Source organism: Pseudomonadota bacterium (genome assembly GCA_039033415.1).
Taxonomy (GTDB): Bacteria; Pseudomonadota; Gammaproteobacteria; order Xanthomonadales; family SZUA-38; genus JANQOZ01.
In genome coordinates, this window is sequence record JBCCCR010000001.1 from 334,900 (window position 1) to 347,136 (window position 12,237).

Here is a 12,237-nt window from a genome sequence, read left to right on the forward strand (position 1 = left end):
CTGTGAACCGCGCCTTTCGGCATAGGCTCCGCTGCGAGTATTTCTTTACACTCGCCGTCTTCATGCAATCTCCCCGCGCTGCAAGTACACTGCGGGGTTTGGCGGCCGCAGGCGCCGCCCATCGCAATCACCGGGTATTTCAATGGAAGACAATGTAGCCGCGGCCGTGGCCGCGCCGCAGAACGATGCCGGGGACGCCTTCCGGGCGCTGAAAGCGGAAATCCAGCAGAAGATCATTGGTCAGCACGCGCTGATCGACCGTCTGCTCATCGCTTTACTGGCGAACGGCCACCTGCTGGTAGAAGGGGCGCCGGGGCTGGCCAAGACCACCGCGATCAAGGAACTCGCGGAGCGAATCGAAGGAGACTTCCATCGGATTCAGTTCACGCCTGACCTGCTGCCCGCCGACCTGACCGGGACCGAGATTTATCGTCCGCAGGATGCGGAGTTCAAATTCCAGCGCGGTCCGATATTTCACAACCTGGTCCTGGCGGACGAGGTGAACCGAGCGCCGGCCAAGGTCCAGTCCGCGCTGCTCGAAGCGATGGGCGAGCGGCAGGTGACGGTCGGCAGTCACACCTATACGCTGCCCAAACTGTTTCTGGTGATGGCCACCCAGAACCCGATCGAGCAGGAGGGTACCTATCAGCTGCCCGAAGCCCAGCTCGACCGATTTTTGATGCACGTCAGCATCACGTATCCCGATGGTGACGAAGAGCAGCAGATCCTGCGGCTCGCTCGGGAGCAGGCCCAGGAGCAGCTCGCCGAGCGCCCGCAGCCCCCGGTGGTCGTGAGCCAGGCGCAGGTGTTTGCCGCGCAGCAGCAGGTCCTCGACCTGCACGTATCGCCGGAGCTGGAGCGCTACATGGTTGAGCTGGTGCTCGCGACCCGCGAGCCCGGTCGTTACGGTGATGATCTGGCCAGCTGGATCAGCTTCGGCGCCAGTCCTCGCGGTACGATAGCGCTTGACCGCTGCGCCAAAGCGCACGCTTGGCTCGCCGAACGCGACTATGTTTCGCCCGAAGACGTCCAGGCCGTCGCTTTTGACGCCCTGCGTCATCGTCTGCTGATGTCGTTTGAGGCCGAAGCGGAGGGGGTTGATGCCAACGCCCTGATCGCTCAGCTGCTGGAGCGCGTGCCGGTACCCTGAGGCTGGCCGCTTCACCGTACTCCCTCGATGGCATCCGAACTGGACTCGACGACCCAGGTCACCACCGAAGACCTCATCCGCCTGCGCCTGGCCGCCAGGCGCCTGGTGATGTATGCCCGCAGCCCGGCGAGTTCGGTCATTGCAGGCGTGCACGCCAGCCGCTTCCGTGGACGCGGCGTGGACTACGTGGAGTCGCGAAACTATGAGGTGGGCGACGATATCCGCGACCTGGATTGGCGCGTCACGGCCCGGACGGGCAAACCTCATACCAAGGTCTTCCAGGAAGAGCGAGAGCGGCCGGTGATGGTGCTGCTGGATGCCCATCCAGGCATGTACTTCGCCACCCGCGGGGCGCTGAAGATTGTTCAGGCCAGCCGTCTGGCGGCCCTGGTCGGCTGGGGGGCGGTCCGCCGCGGCGACCGGATCGGCGCTTTGATCTGTAATGGTGACGAACACCAGGAGATCCGCCCAGCTGGTGGCCGGCGCGGCGTGCTGAGAATGATCAGCGTGTTGACCCGCGCTTTTGACAGCAGCCAAATGAACCGCTTTGCCAGCCAACCCCCACCCATGGATCAGGTACTGAAGCGCGCCAGGCGTATCGCTCGCCCGGGCAGCCTGATTTTGCTGGTCAGCGATTTTTACCATCTCGGCGATGAGTTTGAGCGGCACCTGACTTTTCTGCGCCGCCACAGCGACCTGATCGCCTGCCGAGTTCGCGATCCGGTAGAGCTAACGCCACCGCCTCCGGGCACTTATCCCGTCAGCAACGGTCTCAAGCAGGGAATCCTGGCGCTGAGCCGCGGGTCCGCCCGAAAGCGCTACGAAGGATTTCTCGAGCAGCAGCAGCGGGCGTTTGTCAGCACGCTGAACAAGCACGGTATTACGCGCCTTGAGCTGAGTACGGAAGACGACGTGACCGACGCCCTCGGAAGAATCTTCAAAACGCGGGATATCCGCTGATGCAGGCGCCGCCGCCACCGATCCGCGATATCCATGCTGCGCCAGCGCCGCCGTTCTGGCCCCCGGCCTGGGGCTGGTGGGTGGTGGCTGGCATCGCTGTTGTGGGTTTGTGCTGGGTGATATGGGTTTTGTGGCGTCGCTGGCGACGGCAGCAGCGTCTCCAGGCGCTGGGGCAAGAGCTCGATGAGATGCAGCAGCGCTGGCGTGATGACGGCGACGTTGGTCGAGCGGCTTCGCGTGCATCACTTTACCTCCGCCGCCTCGTCCTTCATGAGGCTCGCGACTCGCGCGCGGCAGCGCTGACCGGAGATTCATGGGTGGAATTTCTCACCGCGCCGGATAGCCTGGACCCGCATCTGAGGGTTGCCGCCGTCGAGCTGGCCAGGGCACCCTACCAGGCCAAGCCGGACATCAACGTTGAGTCGGTCTTCCAGCTATGCCATTTCTGGCTGCGGCGGGTGGTCCATGTTTAAGCTGGCGTGGCCCTGGCTTCTTGCCGTGGCGCCGGCACCGCTGCTGGTTTGGTGGCTGTGGCCTCGGGCTGAACGACCATCCGGGCTTAGCGTGCGCGTGCCCTTCTTTGCGCTGATGTCTGCGAATCAGGACCCCGCTGACAACGGCCGAGGGACCTGGCGAATTCTTCTGGCGATACTGGCCTGGCTGGCGCTGGTCGGCGCCGCGGCTCGGCCTCAGTGGATCGGCGAAGCCATCAGCATGCCTATGACCGGCCGCGACCTGATGCTGGCCGTGGATATTTCGGGCTCGATGGAAACCGCAGACATGTCCGTCGTCGGGCAGCCTGCAACGCGCCTGGCTATGGTCAAAGCGGTGGCCGGTGAGTTTATGGAGCGGCGGGTTGGCGACCGGCTGGGATTAATCCTGTTCGGCCGGAGGGCGTATCTACAAACACCCCTCACCTTTGACCGCAGCACGGCGCGCACGCTGCTCGAGGAATCAGCTATCGGGCTGGCGGGCAAGGAAACCGCCATCGGTGACGCGATTGGCCTGGCGGTCAAACGTCTGCGTGGCGAGGCGGTCCAGGATCGGGTGTTGATCTTGCTGACCGACGGGGCCAATACCGCCGGCGCGGTCGAACCGCTGAAAGCGGCTGATCTCGCCGCAAGTGAAAAGCTGAAGGTGTACACGATCGGCGTTGGTGCTGACGAAATGCTGGTTCGCAGCATGTTTGGCACTCGCAAAATCAATCCTTCAGCGGACCTGGATGAAAAGACGCTCAACGCCATCGCCGACAAAACCGGCGGTCGGTATTTCCGCGCGCGCGATACCGCCGGGCTGCAGCAGATTTACGAGATTCTCGACGAGCTGGAACCGGTGGCCGAAGAGCAGGAGATCCTTCGACCTCCCAAAGAGCTTTACTACTGGCCGCTGGCGGGAGCGCTGCTGCTGTCCTTGCTGCTTGGGCTGCTCAGCGTTGTGGCCGGGCCTCGAGAATCCGTGACGGCAAGCGCTGGGGAGGCGTCAGTCTGATGGATCTATCCCAATTTCACTTTCTGAGGCCGGGTTGGCTAGCGCTGCTGCCGGTAGCGGGTGTCCTCGTTTGGTGGCTCCGTCGGCCCGGAGGCGACCTGTCTGCCTGGCAGCAGATCTGCGACCCGAAGCTCCTGGAGTTTCTGACCTGTGGTGAGGGTGGCCGTCCGCGTCGCTGGCCGCTCGTCCTGGTCAGTATTGGCTGGCTACTGGCCTGTCTGGCGTTGGCGGGCCCCACCTGGAACAAGCGGCCGTTACCCCTGTTTCAGACCGAGGCGGTCCGCGTGGTGGTGCTCGACCTGTCCCGCTCTATGCTGGCGGGAGACCTGACGCCTGATCGTCTGACTCAGGCCCGCTACAAGCTTGCTGACCTGCTGGATCGAAACCGGGAGGGCCAGGTTGGGCTCGTCGCGTATGCCGGTGAGTCATTTGTTGTGTCTCCGCTGACTCAGGATGCCAACACGATCAAGGCGATGCTGGGTGCACTCGACGTATCGATCATGCCGGTGCAGGGCAGCGAGCTGGGGGAAGCGCTACGGCTCGCGCACCAGCTTCTTGAAGGTGTAACCGCAGCGGACGGCGAGGTGATTGTGGTGACAGACTCGGTCGGCACCGGCGGCCTGACCGCCGCACGAGAGGTGTTTGAGGCCGGCCATCGGGTATCGGTCATCGGTGTTGGCACACCGGAGGGCGCACCGATCCCACAGGCCAACGGCGGATTCTTTAAGGCGTCTGACGGGACCATCGCGGTTCCACGCCTCAATGAAGTCGAACTGGCGGAGCTTGCAGCGATCGGTGGGGGCATCTACGTGAGGCTCCGCACGGACGATCGTGATCTGGATCGAGTGTTGAGCCCGCGCGCCGGCAGTCTTGCCACCTCCGGCAACGACAACAGCGAGAGCCTGCAGTGGCGGGAGGAGGGGCCGTGGCTGGTTCTGGTGCTGCTCCCATTAGCGGCGCTGGCTTTCCGGCGCGGCTGGCTGCTGGTGGTCCCGCTCGCGGTTCTTTTGCTGCCGCCGCAGCCGGCTCAGGCCAACTGGGTCAGCGATGCGTTCAAGACGCCGGATCAGCAGGCTTCCGAGGCGCTGAGCGCGGGTGAACATGAGTCAGCGGCGGCGCTGGCCGTGGACCCGCTGCTGCGTGGCGAAGCGCTTTATCGCGATCAGCAGTATGAGGCTGCAGCGGCCGCGTTTGGGCAGGTCAACGGACCTGACGGGCACTACAACCGCGGCAACGCTCTGGCGATGCAGGAACGGTATCAGGACGCCATTGATGCCTACGATCAGGCCCTTGCGATGAATCCTGAAATGGACGACGCACTGCACAACAAGTCGGTGCTGGAAGAGCTGCTCAAGGAGCAGGAGCAACAGCAGCAGCAGCAGGAGAATTCAGACAGTCAGGATCAGTCGGACGGCGAGAGCGAGCAGCAGTCCGAGCAGCCGAGCGAGCAGGAAGGCACCGAAGAGTCCGAGCAGCAGGCTCAGTCGGAAGAGAGTGAGTCCGAAGTGCAGCAGGAACAGACGGCACCGATGGCCGCTGAGGAGCTCGATGCCGAGGAGAAGCAGTCGCTGGAGCAATGGCTGAGACGAATCCCTGACGACCCGGGTGGTCTATTGCGGAGGAAATTTCTGCTGGAGTATCAGCGCCGCGGTCAGCCCCCGGCCAGCGAGGAGGAACAATGGTGATGCAACGGTTGTGCTTGGCGCTGGTTCTGCTTTGCGGCACCGCGCAAGCTCAGGAGATCAACGCTTCGCTGGATCGGGAAACCATTTTCCTGGGAGAGTCGGTGCTGCTGAAGATCGACCTGGTGAATCCTGAGTCAGACAGTCGGCCGGACTATCTGCCGCTGGACGCGCAGTTCAACCGCCTGGACACGGGCACCAACTCCAGTCTGGAGCTGACGAACGGCCAGCGTCGGCTCAAAGTGCAGCACAACATCCTGCTCGAACCCAAGATCGACGGCACGCTGGTTCTGCCGCCGCTGAAGGTGGGAAAGCTCACAACCCAGCCGATCACGCTCACCGTGCTCGAGCGACCCAAAGCCGACAGAAACTCTGATCAGGATGTCTTCGTTGAGCTGGAAGCCATGCCGCTGGAGCCCTATGTGCATTCTCAGGTGCGGCTGACGGTAAGGCTTTTTCACGCCCCGCCCATCACCGAGGGTGCGTTGAATAACGAACCCTGGCCCGACGGGCTGGTGGTTGAGCGCGTCGGCGATGATCGCACCAATACGCAGGTGATCGACGGTAAACGGTACCGGGTTGTGGAGCGACGCTTCGCGCTGTTTCCGGAGCGCAGCGGCGCCCTTCAAATTCCCCCGGTTAGCTTCCGCGGTCGGGTTGCCGATCCGGGCGGCGGCAACGCGTCGCTGTTCAGCCGGGGTCGGCGGGTGAGCGTCAGCAGCGATCCGCTCACGCTGGAGGTCAAACCGCAGCCGGCCAGCTTCAGCGGCGATCTTTGGCTTCCCGCCGCCGATCTGACCCTCAGCGAAGTCTGGCCGAATGGCGAACCGAGCTTTGTTCAGGGTGAGCCGGTAACACGCAAGCTCGAGCTGCGGGCTCGCGGGTTGCTGTCGGTCCAGCTTCCCGACATTGCCCTGCCGGACGTCGCTGGCATCAAGGTATATCCCGATCAGCCGAGCAGCAAAACAAACTCCAGCCCCACCGGTTGGGCGCTGGCCTCACGGGATCAAACCTACGCGTTGGTGCCGACGGAAGCCGGCGTCATGACGCTCCCAGAGATCCGAATCCCCTGGTGGGATGTGGAGGCCAATCAGGAGCGCGTGGCGGTAATTCCGGCGCGCCAGGTTGACGTGGCTCCAGGGCAATCAGCCGCGCTCTCGCCGGATCTGATACCCCAGTTCGGGGCCTCAGCCGATCGGGCAGAAGGAGGCGCCGCCGGAACCAGCGCGTCACCCATCGGGTGGCCGGCCCTCAGCGCAGTGCTGGCCGTGCTGTGGCTGGGGACGGCAGTGGCCTGGTGGCGGGCCAAAAACGCTGTCCCCCGGCAGGCCGAACCCGCGCCCGATGATCGCCAGGTCGCGAGGGCGGCGAGCGAGAGGCAATGGCGTGAGCGCCTGACGAAGGCCTGCGAGGCGAATGATGGGCGCGCGGCTGCGCAGGCGCTGGTCTCGCTCGCCCGGACCGCCAGCGGACAATCCGTCAACTCGCTCCACGCTGCGGCGATGCTCGCAACGGACGGCAAGGCGGTCGAGCTTCTTCTAGAGCTGGATCAGTGCCTGTATTCGCAAGGGGGCAATAGCTGGTCCGGTGCCGCGCTGGCCAAGGCGGTCGACAAGCTGAAGTTCCGTTCGGCGACCGAGGAACAAGCTGAAAATGCTGGGCCGGTAGCACTCCCACCGCTGTACTCAGCGATCTTTGTGCTGAGTTGCGGCCTCGCGTTGGCGACGGCCGGCGGGCAGGCAACGGCGCAACCTGCAGAGCCAGACAAGCCTGGCTGCGGCGTAGCGCCGGTACTCATCACCGGGGCGATCATCCATACGGTTTTCTCCGGTCAGCCGAGTCCTGAAGCCCTGGTCTACAGCCCCTGCGGGAAGGTGTTGGCCATCGGGTCAACGGCCGATCTGATGCGGGACTACGCCGAGGCGAAAGCGCTGGCGCTGCCGGATGCCACTTTGGTGCCCGGCCTGGTCGACGCTCATGGTCACATTATGAACCTCGGCCTTGGGCTGCTGGCCGTGAATCTGCGCGACACCGCCTCAAAAGCTGAGGTGTTGGAGCGACTTCGCGATTTTTCCCGCAACCTGCCGCCGGAGGCCTGGCTGCTGGGCAGGGGATGGGATCAGAACGACTGGCCGGAAAAAGCCTTTCCGAGTCGAGCTGATCTCGATGCCCTGTTTCCCGATCGGCCGGTCTGGCTGACCCGAATTGACGGGCACGCCGCCTGGGGCAACTCCGCTGCGCTGGCGGAGGCGGACCGAGATTTTTCGGGTGACTGGCAGCCCGAGGGTGGTCAGATTCAGCGCGATAGCGAGGGTGAGGCCACCGGTATTTTTGTCGATCGGGCCATGGCGTTTGTGCAGACGCAGGTGCCGGCTTGGACCGAGGCAGACCGCCGCCGGGCGCTGAAGCTGGCGATGGCCTCGCTGGCTGCGGCCGGAATCACCGGCGTCCATGACGCCGGCACCTCACAGCAGGATCTTGAGCGATTCCTCGCGGCGGAAAAGTCTGACGAGCTGACGCTGCGGATTTACGCCATGGCCGACGGCGACCAGGAGCTCCTGCAGTCGCTGTGTCAGGATACGGTCCATACCGATCGGGTTAGCGCCCGCTCCGTCAAGCTCTACGCAGACGGTGCGCTGGGCTCGCGCGGCGCGGCTTTGATCGCCGACTACTCCGACGATCCAGGAAACCGCGGACTCCTGCTCCAGCCCAAGGCGCGGCTGACTGAGCAGGTCACTCGGGCGATGGGCTGCGGGCTGCAGGTGAACACGCACGCCATCGGCGACCTGGGTAATCGGGTAGTGCTCGACGCGTACGAATCGGGCAGCACCCAGCATCCGACCAATCCGGGCCGCCATCGAATCGAACACGCACAGGTGATCTCACCCAGAGATTTTCCGCGCTTCGCTGAGCTCTCGCTGATCGCCTCCGTTCAGCCTACCCATGCGACCAGCGACATGTATTGGGCCCAGGATCGTGTTGGCCCCGTCAGAATCCGCGGTGCGTACGCCTGGCGTCGGATGCGCGAACTGTCGATACCGCTGGCGCTGGGGTCGGACTTTCCCGTAGAGAAGATCAATCCGATGTTGGGGCTGCATGCTGCCGTGACCCGCCAGGACGTTAAGGGCTGGCCCGCGGGCGGCTGGTATGCCGACCAGGTGCTCACGCGCGAGGAGGCCCTGCATGGTTTCACCCTGGGCGCCGCCTATGCGGCCTTCGCGGAGAACGAGGTTGGCTCGTTGGAGGTTGGCAAGTTCGCTGACTTGGTCATCCTCGATCGGAACATCATGACGATCCCCGCTGACGATATACCGTCGGTGAACGTGCTGGCGACAATTGTCGGTGGGCGTGCGGTGTACCTGAATCCCACCTGGTCTTCGCTCGATTCCGAAGCACTCCCTCAGCACTAAAACCAGGACACTAGAGCAATGTATCTAATCCGGCGCGATAGACTGGGCGCCTGGGACTTTCACTTGGAGAATGCCGTTGAAGCGCGTGGTATTTAATCAGAAGGGTGGCGTAGGGAAGTCCACCATCGTGTGCAATCTGGCGGCGATCAACGCCGACAGCGGTCGCTCCACCGTCGTTATCGATATGGATCCGCAGGGTAACTCGAGTCAGTACCTGCTTGGTCCGGACTGGGATCAGCGCGAGGCCAACGTTGCGCGGTACCTGGAGAGCACCCTGGGGCCTGGCCGGCGTAAGGTCGATCCCGCCGAGTTTTGTGTGGAGACCCCTTTTCCTGACCTCTGGGTGATGCCCGGCTCCCCCGATTTGGCTGAACTCCGCATTAAGCTGGAGCAGAAGCACAAGATCTTTAAGCTGCGCGACGCCCTGAACGCGCTCAGCGGAGAAGTGGACGATATCTACGTCGACACCCCGCCGGCCTACGACTTTTTCAGCCTGTCCGCGCTGATTGCCTGTGATCGCGTCTTGATTCCCTTCGACTGTGACGAGTTTTCCCGGAAGGCGCTGTATACGCTGATGGACAATGTTGATGAGGTCCAGGCAGATCACAATGAAGACCTCCGCCTGGAGGGGATTGTCGTGAACCAGTTTCAGGCGCAGTCCAACCTGCCGGCGCGAATCGTGGCGGAAATGAAAAAAGAAAAGCTGCCGATGTTAACCCCGATGATCAGCAGCTCGGTGGTGGTCAAAGAGTCGCACGAGGCGAACCAACCGCTGGTCTATTTCCGTCGCAGCCACAAGGTGACTCAGCAGTTCATCGAGCTCCATAAGAAGCTCCGCCGCCGCCGGGTCTGAGTCAGGAGGCTTCCTGCCTCGCCCGCCGGGCGGTATGAACCCGCTCGTGCTCCAAAAGCCACTGCTTGCGCCACAGCCCTCCGCCATAGCCGGTCAACGAACCGTCGGCACCGATAACCCGGTGGCAAGGCACCACAATCGACAGCGTATTGGCACCGTTGGCGCGAGCCACAGCTCGGCTTGAGCCGGGCCTGCCAAGCTGCCTCGCCAGCGCTCCATAGCTCCGGGTTTCACCGGCCGGAATCGCCTGCAGCGCATCCCACACCGAACGGGTAAAAGCGCTTGCCGGCGGGCTGCCGGATGTCCCGCAGGGCGTTTGGAAAAGAGTGATCTGGCCAGAAAAGTAGTCTTTGAGCTCAGCGCTGATCTGGTCGATCAGTGGGTTCGGAGCGATTCCGAGAGGCCCGCGATGAGCCTGCAGGCGTTTGAGCTCCCCGGGCAGGCCTTTTCGGTCGTGAAACTCCAGGAGGTGAAGGGCCTGCTCATCAGCAACCGCAATCATCGGACCCAGCGGCGTCTCGACCCAGCCACAGCAGAGTTTATGGGCCTTGCTCAAGCTCGATGGCGGCTGGCCGGTGAGCCGGGCGATGGCCTGGCGAAAGCCACTGGCGGAGTCGAACCCTGCCTGCTGCTGCGCATCGATGATCGCCGAACCCTGGGCGATCTGCTCCATGCCGCTGCGCAGGCGTCGCAGCCGGGCCATTTCGAGGAAAGTCATGCCGTAATGGCGTTTAAAGGTGCGTCGCACGGTGGAAGGATCCAGCCCAAGCTGCTGAATGTCCGCCTCTCGCCAGCGCCGAGTCGGGTCCTCTTCCAGTGCCGCAAGCAGGCGACTGACCAGCGGGTCCTCAGCTGAGATCGGGTGTAACGGTCGGCAGCGACGGCATGGCCGGAAGCCTGCGTCCAGACAGTCCGCGATGTTGTCGAAGAAACGGCAGTTCTCGGCCTTCGGCTTGCGGGCTGTGCAGCTCAGTCGACAAAAGATACCGGTACTGGTGACGCCAACCCAGGCGATGCCTTCGTAGCTGCGGTCTCGCTTCAGCAGCGCGTCGTAGAGGATCTGGTCATCGGGCAGTTGAAATAACATGCCATAGTAATAGCACGAAGCCCGTTTCCAGGTCGCCGGAGATCGGGCAGCGAATTGGGCTGCCCTGAGCTCGGTGGCCGGTGTCGCTAGAGGCTGGCGACCAGATTGTTAGACCGGTTGAGATCTCGCGCGAGCTGCCGTGCCAGCGGCGACAGATCCTGGCCCTGGTGTCCGAAGAGCGCCAGGGCGCCAGCACCGGTTGGCATCATCTGCACCGTGACCTGATCCATGGAAAAGTTGTGCTTTTCCTCCATGGGCTCTCCTGGCATCAGCATAACGGTCACCTTGTCGCCCGTATCGTCGGTCAGAACGAGGTGTAGTCCGCGCTTCTCGCCGATCACACACGGGCTCAAGTAGGTGACGTCCGCGATCGCTTCTTCCAGACTCACGCCCTGAGACGTAAAGCCCTGGGCAACCATCGGCGGTGGGAGCGGTCGGTCATTGGCGAACGCAGCGGGCTCGGGATGCTCCAGGTGCGCCACAAAAGCCTCGCGCGCGAAGGCATCCACCTGAGGTCCTCGGGGCAGGATGACCGAAGCGACGCCAACCAGCACAAGCACCGCGGCCGCCATCGCCAGCCACGTGGGCGGGCGATAGCTATGTGAGCTCTCCTCGTCCGTGAAGCAATGCGCAAGAATGGTCTCGACGGATGGGGACGGGACCGGAACTCGCAAGGCACTCTCAAGCTTGTCCTCGAATTCCTGCGCAGCGGCATGTGCGCTGGCGTTTTGGATGGAGCTTCGGCTCGCTTCCAGGAACTCCGGCTCACGGCTGCGTGGGTCGGCATTCAGGTAAATTTTGTACTGTTCGAAATCCATTTTCGCTGTTTACTACTTAGCCGCGCGCGTGCGCGGGCGATGGTTATAAGGTCAGACACCCATAAGACCCGGCATTGCCGGTTTTTCTTTCATGAATTTCTAACAATTTTTGCGGCGAGTCCCATAGCCAGGCGAAAAAGGTATCCGAGGCGGTGTCCGGTTGACGTGAACGACCTAAAGTATTTATCAATCAGCGTGTTAGACGGGGAGGTAGTTGCTTCGTTTGATTTCTGACAGAGCGATATTCGACGTGACCTCCTGAACCCCAGGCAGCTGCGACAGCTTTTCGAAGAAAAACCGCTCATAGGCTTCGATATCCTGCGCGACGATCCGCAGCAGAAAATCAACGTTTCCCATCAGCACGTAACACTCCTGGACCTCCGGGTAGCGCTGGACCGCTTCAGAAAATGCGGTGAGGTTCGCCCGACCTTGGGTGGTGAGTTTGACCTGCGCAAAAACCATCGCCCGGAACCCGGCTTTTCGCCGATCGAGGGCCACAAACTGGTTGGGTACCAGGCCCTCATCCCGGTAGCGCTGAATGCGCCGCCAGCAGGTCGCCTGGGAGGCCCCAATCTGCTCGCCGATGGCGCCCGCGGTGATGTCCGGCACGGTTTGTAGCAGGTGCAATATCTGGCGGTCTACGCGGTCTAGCTCCATAGCAAATAAATTATACATTGAACGGCGTAATGGCAAATAAAGCTTTCACAAATAGACGAATAAGCTGCTAATTAGATAAGAAAAACCGCAGAAACCGGCGTATCGTTTCATCATCTATTCATGCGGTTATGG

The 12,237-nt window shown here is 62.7% G+C and carries 10 protein-coding genes; 7 read left to right on the forward strand and 3 right to left on the reverse strand.

The window, feature by feature from the left end; genetic code table 11:
• Positions 1-142: 142 nt before the first annotated feature.
• The 7 genes from AAF358_01395 to AAF358_01425 all read left to right on the forward strand — a co-directional run bounded on the left by AAF358_01395 (position 143) and on the right by AAF358_01425 (position 9,543).
• The gene (locus AAF358_01395; protein MEM7704174.1) at positions 143-1,150 is read left to right on the forward strand and encodes a MoxR family ATPase; all 1,008 of its coding nucleotides are present in this window, start codon (positions 143-145) and stop codon (positions 1,148-1,150) included.
• A 27-nt stretch (positions 1,151-1,177) separates the two neighbouring features.
• Positions 1,178-2,110, forward strand: a complete 933-nt coding sequence (locus tag AAF358_01400) for a DUF58 domain-containing protein (GenBank protein MEM7704175.1) — start codon at positions 1,178-1,180, stop codon at positions 2,108-2,110.
• On the forward strand, positions 2,110-2,583 hold the full coding sequence (locus tag AAF358_01405) for a DUF4381 domain-containing protein (GenBank protein ID MEM7704176.1): 474 nt from the start codon (positions 2,110-2,112) through the stop codon (positions 2,581-2,583). The genes AAF358_01400 and AAF358_01405 overlap by 1 nt, the downstream gene beginning before the upstream one ends.
• Positions 2,576-3,598 (forward strand): VWA domain-containing protein, encoded by a 1,023-nt coding sequence (locus AAF358_01410; GenBank protein MEM7704177.1) that lies wholly within the window; start codon positions 2,576-2,578, stop codon positions 3,596-3,598. The genes AAF358_01405 and AAF358_01410 overlap by 8 nt, the downstream gene beginning before the upstream one ends.
• The gene (locus tag AAF358_01415) at positions 3,598-5,283 is read left to right on the forward strand and encodes a VWA domain-containing protein (GenBank protein ID MEM7704178.1); all 1,686 of its coding nucleotides are present in this window, start codon (positions 3,598-3,600) and stop codon (positions 5,281-5,283) included. The genes AAF358_01410 and AAF358_01415 overlap by 1 nt, the downstream gene beginning before the upstream one ends.
• Positions 5,283-8,690 (forward strand): amidohydrolase family protein, encoded by a 3,408-nt coding sequence (locus AAF358_01420; protein ID MEM7704179.1) that lies wholly within the window; start codon positions 5,283-5,285, stop codon positions 8,688-8,690. The genes AAF358_01415 and AAF358_01420 overlap by 1 nt, the downstream gene beginning before the upstream one ends.
• 76 nt (positions 8,691-8,766) lie before the next feature.
• Complete coding sequence (locus tag AAF358_01425; GenBank protein ID MEM7704180.1) at positions 8,767-9,543, forward strand: ParA family protein; 777 nt, start codon at positions 8,767-8,769, stop codon at positions 9,541-9,543.
• Between the two features lies 1 nt (position 9,544).
• Here the strand turns inward: AAF358_01425 and AAF358_01430 are convergent, their stop codons facing one another.
• From AAF358_01430 to AAF358_01440, 3 genes are all read right to left on the reverse strand, one after another.
• Positions 9,545-10,630, reverse strand: a complete 1,086-nt coding sequence (locus AAF358_01430; GenBank protein MEM7704181.1) for a trifunctional transcriptional activator/DNA repair protein Ada/methylated-DNA--[protein]-cysteine S-methyltransferase — start codon at positions 10,628-10,630, stop codon at positions 9,545-9,547.
• 86 nt (positions 10,631-10,716) lie between these two features.
• Positions 10,717-11,448 carry a DUF3379 family protein gene (locus tag AAF358_01435; protein ID MEM7704182.1) on the reverse strand — a complete coding sequence of 244 codons (732 nt, stop codon included), beginning with the start codon at positions 11,446-11,448 and terminating at the stop codon, positions 10,717-10,719.
• Positions 11,449-11,646: 198 nt separating this feature from the next.
• On the reverse strand, positions 11,647-12,105 hold the full coding sequence (locus tag AAF358_01440) for an Lrp/AsnC family transcriptional regulator (protein MEM7704183.1): 459 nt from the start codon (positions 12,103-12,105) through the stop codon (positions 11,647-11,649).
• Positions 12,106-12,237: the final 132 nt, after the last annotated feature.